Source organism: Pseudomonas sp. SMN5, assembly GCF_052041925.1.
GTDB lineage: Bacteria > Pseudomonadota > Gammaproteobacteria > Pseudomonadales > Pseudomonadaceae > Aquipseudomonas.
Genome location: NZ_JBKGGX010000018.1, coordinates 90,553 through 104,505, shown reverse-complemented (window position 1 = coordinate 104,505; position 13,953 = coordinate 90,553). Strand labels below are relative to the sequence as shown.

Annotated in this window: 12 protein-coding genes; 2 read left to right on the top strand and 10 right to left on the bottom strand. The window is 60.6% G+C overall.

The window, feature by feature from the left end:
* Nucleotides 1-422: 422 nt before the first annotated feature.
* The 9 genes from aceA to ACLEJR_RS18835 form a co-directional block, all read right to left on the bottom strand.
* On the bottom strand, nt 423-1,748 hold the full coding sequence (gene aceA / locus ACLEJR_RS18875; protein ID WP_041021072.1) for an isocitrate lyase: 1,326 nt from the start codon (nt 1,746-1,748) through the stop codon (nt 423-425).
* Between the two features lie 494 nt (nt 1,749-2,242).
* Nucleotides 2,243-3,004 (bottom strand): secretin N-terminal domain-containing protein, encoded by a 762-nt coding sequence (locus ACLEJR_RS18870; protein WP_440792922.1) that lies wholly within the window; start codon nt 3,002-3,004, stop codon nt 2,243-2,245.
* Between the two features lie 288 nt (nt 3,005-3,292).
* A complete protein-coding gene (locus tag ACLEJR_RS18865) occupies nt 3,293-3,718 on the bottom strand; it encodes a GNAT family N-acetyltransferase (RefSeq protein ID WP_440815718.1) in 426 nt (141 codons plus the stop codon).
* Nucleotides 3,711-4,877: a ribosomal protein uL16 3-hydroxylase gene (locus tag ACLEJR_RS18860; RefSeq protein ID WP_440815715.1), complete on the bottom strand. Its 1,167-nt coding sequence runs from the start codon at nt 4,875-4,877 to the stop codon at nt 3,711-3,713. The genes ACLEJR_RS18865 and ACLEJR_RS18860 overlap by 8 nt, the downstream gene beginning before the upstream one ends.
* Nucleotides 4,878-4,961: 84 nt before the next feature.
* On the bottom strand, nt 4,962-6,332 hold the full coding sequence (purB, locus tag ACLEJR_RS18855; protein ID WP_440815712.1) for an adenylosuccinate lyase: 1,371 nt from the start codon (nt 6,330-6,332) through the stop codon (nt 4,962-4,964).
* 255 nt (nt 6,333-6,587) lie between these two features.
* Complete coding sequence (hflD, locus tag ACLEJR_RS18850) at nt 6,588-7,211, bottom strand: high frequency lysogenization protein HflD (RefSeq protein WP_440792930.1); 624 nt, start codon at nt 7,209-7,211, stop codon at nt 6,588-6,590.
* The gene (gene mnmA, locus ACLEJR_RS18845; RefSeq protein ID WP_440792932.1) at nt 7,208-8,332 is read right to left on the bottom strand and encodes a tRNA 2-thiouridine(34) synthase MnmA; all 1,125 of its coding nucleotides are present in this window, start codon (nt 8,330-8,332) and stop codon (nt 7,208-7,210) included. The genes hflD and mnmA overlap by 4 nt, the downstream gene beginning before the upstream one ends.
* 59 nt (nt 8,333-8,391) lie before the next feature.
* On the bottom strand, nt 8,392-8,838 hold the full coding sequence (locus ACLEJR_RS18840) for an NUDIX hydrolase (protein WP_440792934.1): 447 nt from the start codon (nt 8,836-8,838) through the stop codon (nt 8,392-8,394).
* A gap of 212 nt (nt 8,839-9,050) precedes the next feature.
* On the bottom strand, nt 9,051-11,276 hold the full coding sequence (locus tag ACLEJR_RS18835; protein ID WP_440815710.1) for an NADP-dependent isocitrate dehydrogenase: 2,226 nt from the start codon (nt 11,274-11,276) through the stop codon (nt 9,051-9,053).
* A 481-nt stretch (nt 11,277-11,757) separates the two neighbouring features.
* Here ACLEJR_RS18835 and icd point away from each other — a divergent pair, with 481 nt between their 5' ends.
* Complete coding sequence (gene icd / locus ACLEJR_RS18830) at nt 11,758-13,014, top strand: NADP-dependent isocitrate dehydrogenase (RefSeq protein WP_440792938.1); 1,257 nt, start codon at nt 11,758-11,760, stop codon at nt 13,012-13,014.
* Between the two features lie 81 nt (nt 13,015-13,095).
* Here icd and cspD read toward each other — a convergent pair whose 3' ends face one another.
* Nucleotides 13,096-13,350 carry a cold shock domain-containing protein CspD gene (gene cspD / locus ACLEJR_RS18825; RefSeq protein ID WP_440793085.1) on the bottom strand — a complete coding sequence of 85 codons (255 nt, stop codon included), beginning with the start codon at nt 13,348-13,350 and terminating at the stop codon, nt 13,096-13,098.
* Between the two features lie 240 nt (nt 13,351-13,590).
* Between cspD and clpS the strand changes: the two genes are divergently transcribed.
* Nucleotides 13,591-13,953 (top strand): ATP-dependent Clp protease adapter ClpS, encoded by a 363-nt coding sequence (gene clpS / locus ACLEJR_RS18820; RefSeq protein ID WP_245144843.1) that lies wholly within the window; start codon nt 13,591-13,593, stop codon nt 13,951-13,953.

Below are 13,953 nucleotides of genomic sequence, written 5' to 3'. Positions count from 1 at the left end.
ATGTTTCGCGTCGGTTGTAACAAAGAAATGTTCGCCTAAATGATAATTGTTATTGTTTGAGCGAGGCTTCCATCATATGCCCGCGCAGTAGTTGAGAACTTTTCTTACAGGGGTAGCGACTGCAATTGTCAGCGCCGGCCGTTTTACTCTTTTTCAGACTCCCTGTTACTGCGTTCGATCAATTTTTTTCGTCGTTCAAACATTTTTCCACTGTGGGAGCGAGCCTGCTCGCGAGGGCGGTGGTCCAGCCTGCATCGATGTTGCATGTGGATACGTCATCGCGAGCAGGCTCGCTCCCACAGAGGGGCATTGCGTTGGTTGTTGAAGCGTAGGCGAAAAAAAGCCCCGAACCAGTCGGGGCTTCAGATCGTCGGTCTTGCGGTTGGTTTTTATCGGTCCCGCAAGGACCGTTCAGCGATGGATCAGTGGAACTGCTCTTCTTCGGTCGAGCCGGTCAGCGCGGTAACCGAAGAGGTCCCGCCCTGGATCACAGTGGTCATGTCGTCGAAGTAGCCGGTGCCCACTTCCTGCTGGTGCGCCACGAAGGTGTAGCCTTTGGCGGCGTCGGCGAATTCCTGCTCTTGCAGCTTCACGTAGGCGGTCATGTCGTTGCGGGCGTAGTCGTGCGCCAGGTTGAACATGCTGTGCCACATGTTGTGGATGCCGGCCAGGGTGATGAACTGGTGCTTGTAGCCCATGGCGGACAGTTCGCGCTGGAACTTGGCGATGGTCGCGTCGTCCAGGTTTTTCTTCCAGTTGAAGGAAGGCGAGCAGTTGTACGACAGGATCTGGTCCGGGTATTCCTTCTTGATCGCTTCGGCAAAGCGACGGGCTTCGTCCAGGTCCGGCTTGGCGGTTTCGCACCAGATCAGGTCGGCGTACGGTGCGTAGGCCAGGCCGCGGGCGATGGCCTGGTCGAGGCCGGCACGTACTTTATAGAAGCCTTCCTGGGTGCGGGTGCCGGTCACGAACGGCTGGTCGTACGGGTCGCAGTCGGAAGTCAGCAGGTCAGCGGCGTTGGCGTCGGTGCGAGCCAGGATGATCGTTGGCACGCCAGCGACGTCGGCGGCCAGACGGGCTGCGGTCAACTTCTGCACGGCTTCTTGGGTCGGTACCAGTACCTTGCCCCCCATGTGGCCGCATTTTTTCACCGAAGCCAGTTGGTCCTCGAAGTGAACGCCGGCGGCGCCTGCCTCGATCATGCTCTTCATCAGCTCGTAGGCGTTCAGTACGCCGCCGAAACCGGCTTCGGCGTCAGCCACGATCGGCGCGAAGTAATCGATGTAGCCTTCGTCGCCCGGGTTCTTGCCGGCTTTCCACTGGATCTGGTCGGCGCGACGGAACGAGTTGTTGATGCGCTTGACCACGGTCGGAACCGAGTCCACCGGGTACAGCGACTGGTCAGGGTACATCGACTCGGCGGAGTTGTTGTCCGCCGCTACTTGCCAGCCCGACAGGTAAATCGCCTGGATACCGGCCTTGACTTGCTGCACAGCCTGGCCGCCGGTCAGGGCGCCCATGCAGTTGACGAAATCTTTCTCAGGGCGGAAGGACGGCTTGGCGCCTTGGGTCACCAGGTTCCAGAGCTTCTCGGCGCCCATTTTCGCAAAGGTGTGCTCAGGTTGAACCGAGCCACGCAGACGGACGACGTCAGCAGCGGAATAATTGCGCTTCACGCCTTTCCAGCGCGGGTTTTCAGCCCAGTCTTTTTCAAGGGCTGCAATTTGCTGTTCGCGTGTCAGTGCCATGGAGATAAACCTCGTCGCATAGGTCTTGGGTGGAAAATTCCTGCTCCTGCCGGCTTCGCCAGACATTGGCGTAGGGGGCTGCTCGCTGGCCAGGGGGCCGGGCGGACAAGTCGGTTCAGGCGGGGTGGCGACGGGATGAACGATGGGCTCGAGGGGAAAGTGAGCAGGTAGAGGCGAACTGCGGGCGCAATCGGGCGTCGTGGGCCTTCATGTGAACTCAGAGTGATGCCGGGTTACCTAGTTACGCTTCCGTCCCTCGGGACAACTTCGTTCCAGTCGCAACCTCGTCAAACACACCTTGTGGGCGGTACAGACACGAATCGGCTCGCAGGGTAGTTGCAAGCGTCGACCCGAAGGCCCTTGCCAGGGCCCCTGATTAGCGGGAGCGAGGCCATCATGCCTTCGGTTTTTTGGCTCGTCAAACGTTTTGTAGTGCTTTTTTTCTAGCACTACATCTTTGGTCTAATACGACTCATCAGTCAGTTTTTGGTGCTTCAGTTCAGGGTGTCGACCTTGACCCGCAGAATCATGTCATCGCGGCCCTGAGTCGAGTAGCTGCGGGTCAGGCCCTGTTTATCGGCCTGGGTCTGGCGATTGACCCCGGCCAGGGTGATCCATTCACCCAGGCGTCCGCTGACAGTTGTGTCGGTACTTTGCACGTTCACTACATCGGGACGCTCCTGACTCATGCGGTCACGGTTGGTACTGATGCTCAGGTGAACGGTTTCGCCGGTGACGCTGGCGGTGACATAGAAACCCTGGGTGACGTTGCGGTATTGGGTCTGGCTTTGCACGCGGCCGTAGCTGTCGCTCTGGCTGCTGGTGAACGGCACGCTCTGGCCAACCTGGATCAGCGCCGGCTGGCCTTCGCTGGCCTGCACCTGCTGTACGCCGCCGTCGCGGCTGGCGGTGCTGCGATTGATGATGCGGGTCTGGCTCGGGGCGGCGCCGTTGATGGAGTAGCCCTGGTCGCCTTGCAGGTTGTTTTCGTTGGTGTCGACCGTGATCAACAGGCGTTTGGGCGCTGTATCGAGTTGGGCTAGAAATTGCCGCAGCTCTTCAATCTTGCCCGGGGCGGCGTTGACGATCAGTTGGTTGCCGTAAGCGCTGACCTGGCCGTCCTTGCCGATGAAGTTCTGCGCCACTGGTAGCAGGTCGGCGCTGGTGCGGTAGTTCAGTGGCACGATCTGCGTGTCGGCCATGACCGACAGGCTGCAGCCGAGCAGCAGGGTGACCAGGAGGGTGCGTAGGGACATTCCATTTCTCCGCGAGACAAAGGCTTGATATTGCCATTTTGTCGGCTTCGGGTGGGGCAAGTTGAATGATAGACGGCAAAACGCCCCGGCATCGGAGAATGGCGGGGCGTTTTGGGTGTTGCCGTGCTCTTATGGCGAGAGTGCTTTTGTGGCGAGGGAGCTTGCTCCCGCTCGACCGGGCTGGCGCACCAGTGCGCAGCGCTCGCAAGCTTCTGGGGCTGCTACGCAGCCCAGCGGGAGCAAGCTCCCTCGCCACAGGTGTTCACCCCGCCTCGGATCAGGGTTGAGTCAGGTCGAACGCCGCACCATATCCACATGAGGAATCCCGGCTTCCAGGAACTCCTCGCTGACCACGGCAAAGCCCAGTCGCTCATAGAACGGCGTGGCATGCACCTGGGCGCTGAGCATTTGTTGTTTGAGGCCGCGTTTCTCGGCCTCGGCAATCACAGCGTGCATCAGCGCGTCACCGACCTTCAGGCCACGCCAGTCCTTGAGCACCGAGACCCGACCGACGTGACCATCGACCAGCAGGCGGGCGGTGCCGATGGGGAAATCGCCTTCGTAGGCGAGGAAGTGCACGGCGCCCTGGTCATCGGCATCCCATTCCAGCTCAGGCGGGACGGACTGCTCGGCAATGAACACCGCTTCACGAATGCGCCGGATCTCGGCGTTATCCTTTTGCCAGTCTGCGACACGAACGTGAATTTTATTCATCGGCGAACCCCAGGCTGCCTTGCTTGACCAATTCGCAGATCAGCCCGCGACCGTCTTCGTCCGCCAGCCACGGACCGAGATTGTCGATGTGCAGGGCGTCGGCGGCGCAGATCATTTTCAGCAAGTCGCGCAGTTTGCCCGGCAGATAACGGCTCTGGCCGCTGGCGAATAGCAGCAGGTCGTCATCGACTTCCGACCAGGCCAGGCGCGCGCTCGGATTGCGGATGATCACCGCGCCTTGTTCCAGGCCGGCCAACAGGTCGTCTTCTTCCAGTTCCGGCCCGACCACCAGTTCCGGGTAGCGCGGTTCGGTCATGAACTGGCCGAACCAGGTCAGCAACAGGCGCTCGTCACTCATGTGTTCGGCCAGCAGGCCCTTGAGGCGGTCCAGGGCATCATGCTGGATCTGGTGCGGATCGCTCACCGGGCGCGCGTCGGCGTCGGTGTAGCGCTCTTCGTCCGGCAGGAACTGGCTGAGGAAGTCGGTGAAGTGGGTCAGCACTTCGGCGGCGCTCGGTGCGCGGAAGCCCACGGAGTAGGTCATGCAATCATCCACGGCCACGCCGCAATGAGCCAGGCGTGGCGGCAGGTAGAGCATGTCGCCCGGTTCCAGGACCCATTCGTCGGTGGCTTCGAAGTCGGCGAGGATGCGCAGGTCGGCATGAGGCAGCAGCGGGCTATCGGAATCGCACATCTGGCCGATCTTCCAGTTGCGCTTGCCGTGGCCTTGCAGCAGGAATACGTCGTAATTATCGAAGTGCGGACCGACGCTGCCACCCGGGGCCGCGAAGCTGATCATCACATCGTCGATGCGCCAGCTCGGCAGGAAGCGGAAATGCTCCAGCAGTTCGCTGACTTCCGGTACGAACTGATCGACAGCCTGTACCAGCAGCGTCCACTCGCGCTCCGGCAACTTGCCGAACTCGTCTTCGGCGAACGGGCCGCGGCGCAACTCCCATGGACGCTCGCCGTGCTCGATCACCAGACGCGATTCGACTTCCTCTTCCAGGGCCAGGCCGGCCAGTTCATCGGCATCGATCGGGCTCTCGAAGTCAGGGATCGCCTGGCGGATCAACAGGGGTTTTTTCTGCCAGTAGTCGCGCATGAACTCCCGTGCCGTGATGCCGCCCAGGAGTTGCAGAGGAATATCAGGATTCATGTGTAACCTATTGAAAAAAAGTATTTTTCTGACGCGAATAAAAACGCCCGGCGCTCGGCCGGGCGTCTCAGGGCAAAGCGTTGATCAGATGCGCTTGGCTTGCGCCGCCGCGTTGCCGATGTAGCTGGCCGGGGTGAGCTTCTTCAACTCGGTCCGCGTTTCGGCGGGCATGTCCAGGCCGTCGATGAAAGTCTGTAATGCTTCAGGGCTGATGCCCTTGCCACGGGTCAGCTCTTTCAGTTTTTCGTACGGGTTTTCGATGTTGTAGCGACGCATCACGGTCTGGATCGGCTCGGCCAGGACTTCCCAGCAGGCATCCAGGTCGGCTGCGATTTTCTGCTCGTTCAACTCCAGCTTGCCGATGCCCTTGAGGCTGGCTTCGTAGGCGATGACGCTGTGGGCAAAGCCCACGCCCAGGTTGCGCAGCACGGTGGAGTCGGTCAGGTCGCGCTGCCAGCGCGAGATCGGCAGTTTGCTCGCCAGGTGTTGGAACAGCGCGTTGGCGATGCCCAGGTTGCCTTCGGAGTTTTCGAAGTCGATCGGATTGACCTTGTGCGGCATGGTCGAGGAACCGATTTCGCCGGCGATGGTGCGCTGCTTGAAGTAGCCCAGGGAGATGTAGCCCCAGATGTCGCGGTCGAAGTCGATCAGGATGGTGTTGAAGCGTGCGATCGCGTCGAACAGCTCGGCGATGTAGTCGTGCGGCTCGATCTGGGTGGTGTACGGGTTGAAGCTCAGGCCCAGTTCGTCTTCGATGAAGGCGCGGGCGTTGGCTTCCCAGTCGATGTCCGGATAGGCCGACAGGTGGGCGTTGTAGTTGCCCACGGCGCCGTTGATCTTGCCCAGCAGCGGCACGGCGGCGACCTGGGCGATCTGGCGCTCCAGGCGGTACACCACGTTGGCCAGTTCTTTGCCCAGGGTGGTCGGCGAAGCCGGTTGGCCATGGGTGCGCGACAGCATCGGTACGTCGGCGAAGCGGATCGCCAGCTCGCGGATCGCCTCGGCGATCTGACGCATCAAAGGCAGCAGCACATCATCGCGGCCTTCGCGCAGCATCAGGGCGTGAGACAGGTTGTTGATGTCCTCGCTGGTGCAGGCAAAGTGGATGAATTCGCTGACCTTGGCCAGCTCCGGCAGCTTGGCCGCCTGCTCCTTGAGCAGGTATTCGATGGCCTTCACGTCGTGGTTGGTGGTGCGTTCGATCTCTTTGACGCGCTCGGCGTGCTCCAGCGCAAAGTCGTCGGCCAGGGCATTCAATACCGCGTTGGCTTCGGCGGAAAACGCCGGGACTTCACTGATGGCAGGGTGAGCGGCCAGACGCTGGAGCCAGCGCACTTCAACCAGGACGCGGGCGCGGATCAGGCCGTACTCGCTGAAAATCGGGCGCAGGGCCTGGGTTTTGCCGGCGTAGCGGCCGTCAACAGGGGAAACCGCAGTGAGCGAAGAGAGCTGCATGGGGTGTTCTCGGACAGTCGGGCAACGAAATGGGGGGCGTATCATACATGAAAATCGGCGCCGGTCCGTCGCCAACTGACCGGCGTGTTACGCGTAACGAAGTACTATTTATTACCTGTGGCGAGGGAGCTTGCTCCCGCCGGGGCGCGAAGCGGCCCTGAAGCCGGGCAATCCGTTGTATCTGCTGGACACAAGGGACTGCGTTGCAACCCGGCGGGAGCAAGCTCCCTCGCCCCAAAAGCAACAGTGAAGCGCCTAGTCGTGGTGCATCAACGAGTAAAGCTCTTTGAGCAATTTGCGTCGGCTGATTACCAATTGCCAGCGATGACCGCCCAATTGTCGCCACAAGCGGGCCGAGCGAATCCCGGCCAGCAGCAGGGCGCGGATCTTCGAGGCATTGCTTGGTTGCTGCAGGTTGCGCATGTCACCGTGGACCTGGATACGCTGGCGCAGGGTACTGAGGGTGTCCTGGTACAGCGCGCCGCAGGCGGCAACCACGTTCTCGTGGGACGGGCCGAAGTGTTCGACCTGGGACTGGATCTGAGGCAGGCGCTTGCCGATGGTCTCCAGCATGTCGTCACGCTTGGCCAGTTGGCGCTCCAGGCCGAGCATCGACAGGGCATAGCGCAGCGGCTCGCGTTGCAGGGCGCTGGGGTCGCGCTCCAGGGCACCGATCAGGGCGCGATAGCCTTCGCGCAGGTTCAGATCGTCGCCGCCGTAGACTTCGAGAGTGTCCTTGGGGTCGCGCACCAGCAAGCTGCCGAGCATGCAAGCAACGCCCGCTTCGGAGGCCTGGCCGGTCTTGGCGATCCGGTCCACCAGCACCGCAGCGAGAAACACCCCGCCCAGCGCGGTCAATTGCTCCTGGATTGGCGTCATGCCTTGCTGCTCCACGGTTCGGCCACTTCGATCACGCCGCCGCCCAGGCAGATTTCGCCGTCGTAGAACACTACGGACTGGCCGGGTGTGACGGCCCGCTGCGGATCGTCGAAGGTGGCGCGATAACCGCTGGCGGTTTTCTCCAGGGTGCAGGGCTGGTCGCTCTGACGGTAGCGCACCTTGGCCGTCAGCCGGCGTGGTTCGCTGAGGTCGATCGGATTCACCCAATAGATGTCGGAGGCGAGCAGGGCGCGGGAAAACAGCCATGGGTGGTCATTGCCCTGGCCGACGATCAACTCATTGTGCTCCAGGTCCTTGATCAATACGTACCACGGCTCTTCGCCGGCATCTTTCAGCCCGCCGATGCCCAGGCCCTGGCGCTGGCCGATGGTGTGGTACATCAGGCCGTGGTGACGGCCGATGACTTCGCCTGAGGGGGTCTTGATCTCGCCCGGCTGGGCCGGCAGGTATTGCTTGAGGAAGTCACTGAACCGGCGTTCACCGATGAAACAGATCCCGGTGGAGTCCTTTTTCTTCGCCGTCGCCAGGTCGTGCTTTTCGGCGATTGCCCGCACTTCGGGCTTTTCCAGTTCGCCTACCGGGAACAGGGTCTTGGCGATCTGCTCGCCGCCGACCGCATGCAGGAAGTAGCTCTGGTCCTTGTTCGGGTCCAGGCCCTTGAGCAGTTCGGTGCGCCCGTCGATATCGCGGCGGCGCACGTAGTGACCGGTGGCGATCAGGTCGGCGCCGAGCATCATCGCGTAGTCGAGGAACGCCTTGAACTTGATCTCGCGGTTGCAGAGGATGTCCGGGTTCGGCGTGCGACCGGCCTTGTATTCGGCCAGGAAGTGCTCGAACACGTTGTCCCAGTACTCGGCGGCGAAGTTGGCGGTATGCAGCTTGATGCCGATCTTGTCGCAGACGGCCTGGGCGTCCGCGAGGTCGTCCATGGCGGTGCAGTATTCGGTTCCATCGTCTTCTTCCCAGTTCTTCATGAACAGGCCTTCCACCTCATAACCCTGCTCGATCAGCAGAAGGGCGGAAACGGAAGAGTCTACGCCGCCGGACATGCCGACAATGACGCGCTTCTTTTTGGTGTCAGAAGGGGCTGGATCGCGCATAGCAGTTCAATGAGTGTCTTGAAAAAGGACGCGATTCTATCAGGCCCGGGCGCGCAAGGCTAAAGAGAAGGACGGATCAGCGTCAGACTGTGGCGATGGCCGGCCAGATAATCGTCGATGCAACGGATGATCAGCTCGCTGCGCCAGTGTTCGCGCTGTTCGAGCAATTCGTCGCGGGTCAGCCACCGAGCGCCGAGGATGCCGTCGTCCAGTTGGTAATCCGGTTGGTGTTGCAGGGCCCTGGCGGCGAAACACACCCGCTGGTAGGTCACGCCATTGCTCGGCGCGGTGTACAGGTAAATGCCGACCACGCTGGTGGGCTCTACGTCCCAGCCGGTTTCTTCCAGGGTTTCGCGCACGGCGGCCTCGATCAGCGTTTCATCCGGATCCAGGTGCCCGGCGGGCTGGTTGAGCACCGCGCGCCCGCCCTTGGATTCTTCCACCATCAGGAAACGGCCGTTGTCTTCGACGATGGTGGCGACGGTGATGTGGGGTTTCCAGTCCATGAAGCGTCCTCGAAAGTTGAGCAGTGAAACACAAACCCTGTGGGAGCGAGCTTGCTCGCGATAGCAGTGGGTCAGTCAATGTTGATGTTGAATGTCATGCCGCTATCGCGAGCAAGCTCGCTCCCACAGGGTAATAGGTTTGTCAGGGAAATGGGGGGCTGGAAACACAAACCCCGGCACAAGGCCGGGGTTTGTGGTGCTTCCTTACAACCTTATACCAGCGCAGCAATCGCTGCGTTGAAGGTGTTGCTCGGGCGCATGGCCTTGCTGGTCAGCTCCGGGTTGGCGAAGTAGTAGCCGCCGATGTCCACTGGCTTGCCTTGGACGGCGTTGAGCTCGGCAACGATTTTCTCTTCGTTGTCGGTCAGGGTCTTGGCCAGGGGCGTGAACTGAGCCTTGAGGGCGGCGTCGTCGTTCTGGGCGGCCAGTGCCTGGGCCCAGAACAGGGTCAGGTAGAAGTGGCTGCCACGGTTGTCGATGCCGCCGACTTTACGCGAAGGCGATTTGTTGCGGTCCAGGAACTCACCGGTGGCCTGGTCCAGGGTCTTGGACAAGACCAGTGCCTTCGGATTGTTGTAGGTCACGCCCAGGTGTTCCAGGGACGCGGCCAGGGCCAGGAACTCGCCCAGGGAATCCCAACGCAGGAAGTTTTCTTCCAGCAGCTGTTGCACGTGCTTGGGCGCCGAACCGCCGGCACCGGTTTCGAACAGGCCACCGCCGTTCATCAGCGGCACGATCGACAGCATCTTGGCGCTGGTGCCCAATTCCATGATCGGGAACAGGTCGGTCAGGTAGTCGCGCAGCACGTTGCCGGTCACCGAGATGGTGTCCTTGCCTTCGCGGGTGCGGGCCAGGGTGTATTTCATCGCGTCGACCGGCGACATGATCTGGATGTCCAGGCCGCTGGTGTCGTGGTCTTTGAGGTAAGCCTGGACTTTTTCGATGACCACGCCGTCATGAGCGCGCATCGGGTCCAGCCAGAAAATGGCCGGAGTGGCGCTTGCGCGGGCACGGTTGACGGCCAGCTTGACCCAATCCTGGATCGGCGCGTCCTTGGTCTGGCACATGCGGAAGATGTCGCCGGCTTCGACAGCCTGCTCCATCAGCAGGGCGCCCTTGCTGTCGGTGACGCGAACCACGCCGTCGGCCTTGATCTGGAAGGTCTTATCGTGGGAGCCGTACTCTTCGGCTTTCTTGGCCATCAGGCCGACGTTCGGCACGCTGCCCATGGTGGTCGGGTCGAACGCACCGTTGGCCTTGCAGTCTTCGATCACCGCTTGGTAGATGGTGGCGTAGCAGCGATCCGGGATCACGGCCTTGGTGTCGTGCAACTGGCCGTCGGTGCCCCACATCTTGCCGGAGTCACGGATCATGGCCGGCATCGAGGCGTCGACGATAACGTCGCTCGGCACGTGCAGGTTGGTGATGCCTTTGTCGGAGTTGACCATCGCCAGGGCGGGGCGCGACGCGTAGACGGCCTGGATGTCGGCTTCGATCTGCGCCTGCTGCTCGGCCGGCAGGGTCTTGATGCGGGCGTACAGGTCGCCGATGCCGTTGTTCAGGTTGAAGCCGATCTGTGCCAGCACGTCGGCGTGCTTGGCCAGGGCATCTTTATAGAACTCGGCGACGATCTGGCCGAACATGATCGGGTCGGAGACCTTCATCATGGTGGCCTTGAGGTGAACCGACAGCAGCACGCCTTGTTGCTTGGCGCTTTCGATTTCAGCGGCAATGAACGAACGCAGGGCGTTCTTGCTCATCACGGCGCAATCGAGGATCTCGCCGGTCTGGACGCTGGTTTTTTCTTTCAGCACGGTAGCGGTGCCATCCTTTGCCACCAGCTCGATTTTCACGGCGTCAGCGGCGTCGATCAGGACAGCTTTCTCGCTGCCGTAGAAATCACCGGTGCTCATGTGGGCGACGTGGGACTTGGAGTCCGCGGCCCAGGCGCCCATTTTGTGCGGGTGTTTACGGGCATAGTTCTTGACCGACAGCGGCGCCCGGCGGTCAGAGTTGCCTTCGCGCAGGACCGGGTTCACGGCGCTGCCCTTGACCTTGTCGTAACGGGCGCGAGCGTCTTTCTCGGCCTCGGTGGTCACGGTTTCCGGGTAATCCGGCAGGGCGTAGCCCTTGGCCTGCAATTCCTTGATGGCGGCTTGCAGTTGCGGGACCGAAGCGCTGATGTTCGGCAGCTTGATGATATTGGCTTCGGGCGTAACGGCCAGGTCGCCGAGTTCGGCGAGGTGGTCGGCTACGGCTTTGTCACCCAGTTGCTCGGGGAAGCTGGCCAGGATCCGCCCTGCGAGGGAGATATCACGGGTTTCCACGGCGATATCGGCCGAAGCGGTAAAGGCTTCGATGATCGGCAGCAGGGAGTAGGTGGCGAGGGCAGGCGCTTCGTCGGTGAAGGTATAGATGATCTTCGAGCGGGTGGGCATATTCGGATTAACTCTCTTCTTTGCTAAAGCATGCGCAGAAACTCGAGGGGCGCCGGGTAAGCGCGTTCGTTCAAAGTCATCCGTGAGCCGAATGTCGAGGTTTCTTCGCGGTGATGTTGGGTTGCATCAGTCGAGCGTCAAGCGGTCGGGCCGCGGTAACGGACCGGCTTTCATTGGCGGAAAGTCTTGTCGTAGAGCAGTCTGCCGTCGTGACCCTGTGGTCAGCGGCGGCATTATACATAGGTAGCTGGCAATCTGCCGATGGTTCATAGACGTTCGTACTCGTCCATTGGTCTAAACGTCGCACTCCTGTGGGGGCGGGCTATGCTCATGTTTGGCGCTTTTCCCCTGGTTTTCAGGCTTGTACGTGGCTAAGTGGCTCTCTTTGGTCTTGATGGGCCGAACGTAGGGTTTGCGTGCCGATACAACTGGGGTACGCTCGAATGCAGCCAGATGTTCAATCCAAGCAATGGAGTTCAGCATGGGGTATCAAAAGATTCAGGTTCCAGCCGTCGGTGACAAAATCACCGTCAATGCAGACCATTCTCTTAATGTTCCCGATAACCCGATCATTCCCTTCATCGAAGGCGACGGGATTGGCGTTGACATCAGCCCGGTGATGATCGAGGTGGTGGACGCAGCGGTGCAAAAGGCCTACGGCGGCAAGCGCAAGATTTCCTGGATGGAAGTCTATGCCGGCGAGAAAGCGACCCAAGTCTACGACCAGGACACCTGGTTGCCCCAGGAAACCCTGGATGCGGTCAAGGATTACGTGGTGTCCATCAAGGGGCCGCTGACCACCCCGGTCGGTGGCGGTATCCGTTCGCTGAACGTAGCCCTGCGTCAGCAACTGGATCTCTACGTGTGCCTGCGTCCGGTGCGCTGGTTCGAAGGCGTGCCAAGCCCGGTCAAGAAGCCTGGCGACGTGGACATGACGATCTTCCGCGAGAACTCCGAGGACATCTACGCGGGCATCGAATGGAAGGCCGGTTCGGCCGAAGCCACCAAGGTCATCAAGTTCCTGAAAGAAGAAATGGGCGTGACCAAGATCCGTTTCGACGAGGACTGCGGCATCGGCGTCAAGCCGGTTTCCAAGCAAGGCACCAAGCGCCTGGCACGCAAGGCTCTGCAATATGTGGTCGACAACGATCGCGATTCGCTGACCATCGTGCATAAAGGCAACATCATGAAGTTCACCGAGGGTGCCTTCAAGGAATGGGCCTACGAAGTGGCGGCCGAGGAGTTTGGCGCGACCCTGCTCGATGGCGGTCCATGGATGCAGTTCAAGAACCCGAAGACTGGCAAGAATGTCGTGGTCAAGGATGCCATCGCCGATGCGATGCTCCAGCAGATCCTGCTGCGTCCGGCCGAATATGACGTCATTGCAACCCTGAACCTCAACGGCGACTACCTTTCCGATGCCCTGGCGGCGGAAGTAGGGGGCATCGGCATTGCGCCGGGTGCCAACCTGTCCGACACCGTGGCGATGTTCGAAGCGACCCACGGCACCGCGCCCAAATACGCGGGCAAGGACCAGGTCAACCCGGGGTCGTTGATCCTGTCGGCTGAAATGATGCTGCGTCACATGGGCTGGACCGAAGCGGCGGACCTGATCATCAAGGGCACCAACGGGGCGATTTCGGCCAAGACCGTGACCTATGACTTCGAACGCTTGATGGAGGGCGCCACGCTGGTGTCATCCTCGGGCTTCGGCAAGGCACTGATCGAGCATATGTAAGCGGGATCAACGCGCATCACAAATGCCCGGTTCGAGTGATCGAACCGGGCATTTTTCGTGGAGCCGGGCGGCGTCTGCCGGTCAGTGGGTCTCGGTGACCCTGACGGTGACCGGTACAGGCGCTTCTTCTATCTTGGCCGGCTCTATATTGACGGCGTGCAGGCCCTTGGGGCCCTGGATAACCTGGAACGTCACAGGTTGTCCGGCTTTCAAGGTCTTGTAGCCATCCATCTGGATGGCCGAGAAGTGGGCGAAAAGGTCTTCATCGGGCATTCCGGCTGCGATGATGAAGCCGAAGCCCTTGGCGTTGTTGAACCATTTCACCTTGCCACTCATTTTGACGACCGACATAAACCATATCCCTCTGCAACGCACTCCATCACTGGAGTATCATCCAGTCAATCCGCAGGCTAATCTTGAAACAGGATAGATTCCACGGACCTTTTTAACCCACGATGGGCTCTATTGGTTGTAACACCGTTTTGCCGATAGTCAAGGTGGCCGGGTGGTCGTGGTTGAAATCGCCCACAAGCGCCCCCATCACTGTATTCGCCAACTAAACGAACCTTTCTTTCCATGCATGCAGTCAGCCAGATTCGACTAACATTCAATCAGGATCGCCCGGATCTACACGACGACGATTCCGCCGGCCTTGCTGTTCAGGAAGCGAAGCCAGCATTACAGGCGCCGCCGATGTACAAGGTGGTTTTGTTCAACGATGACTACACACCGATGGATTTCGTCGTCGAAGTGCTCGAGGTGTTTTTTAACCTGAATCGCGAGCTGGCGACCAAGGTCATGCTGGCCGTTCATACAGAGGGACGGGCAGTATGTGGAGTGTTTACCCGCGACATCGCCGAGACAAAGGCCATGCAGGTCAACCAGTACGCCCGGGAAAGCCAGCATCCGCTACTCTGTGAAATCGAGAAGGACGGTTAA

Coding starts and splice junctions, on each gene's coding strand:
- aceA (WP_041021072.1), bottom strand. CDS start 1,748: ATGGCACTGACACGCGAACAGCAAATTGCAGCCCTTGAAAAAGACTGG.
- ACLEJR_RS18870 (WP_440792922.1), bottom strand. CDS start 3,004: ATGTCCCTACGCACCCTCCTGGTCACCCTGCTGCTCGGCTGCAGCCTG.
- ACLEJR_RS18865 (WP_440815718.1), bottom strand. CDS start 3,718: ATGAATAAAATTCACGTTCGTGTCGCAGACTGGCAAAAGGATAACGCC.
- ACLEJR_RS18860 (WP_440815715.1), bottom strand. CDS start 4,877: ATGAATCCTGATATTCCTCTGCAACTCCTGGGCGGCATCACGGCACGG.
- purB (WP_440815712.1), bottom strand. CDS start 6,332: ATGCAGCTCTCTTCGCTCACTGCGGTTTCCCCTGTTGACGGCCGCTAC.
- hflD (WP_440792930.1), bottom strand. CDS start 7,211: ATGACGCCAATCCAGGAGCAATTGACCGCGCTGGGCGGGGTGTTTCTC.
- mnmA (WP_440792932.1), bottom strand. CDS start 8,332: ATGCGCGATCCAGCCCCTTCTGACACCAAAAAGAAGCGCGTCATTGTC.
- ACLEJR_RS18840 (WP_440792934.1), bottom strand. CDS start 8,838: ATGGACTGGAAACCCCACATCACCGTCGCCACCATCGTCGAAGACAAC.
- ACLEJR_RS18835 (WP_440815710.1), bottom strand. CDS start 11,276: ATGCCCACCCGCTCGAAGATCATCTATACCTTCACCGACGAAGCGCCT.
- icd (WP_440792938.1), top strand. CDS start 11,758: ATGGGGTATCAAAAGATTCAGGTTCCAGCCGTCGGTGACAAAATCACC.
- cspD (WP_440793085.1), bottom strand. CDS start 13,350: ATGAGTGGCAAGGTGAAATGGTTCAACAACGCCAAGGGCTTCGGCTTC.
- clpS (WP_245144843.1), top strand. CDS start 13,591: ATGCATGCAGTCAGCCAGATTCGACTAACATTCAATCAGGATCGCCCG.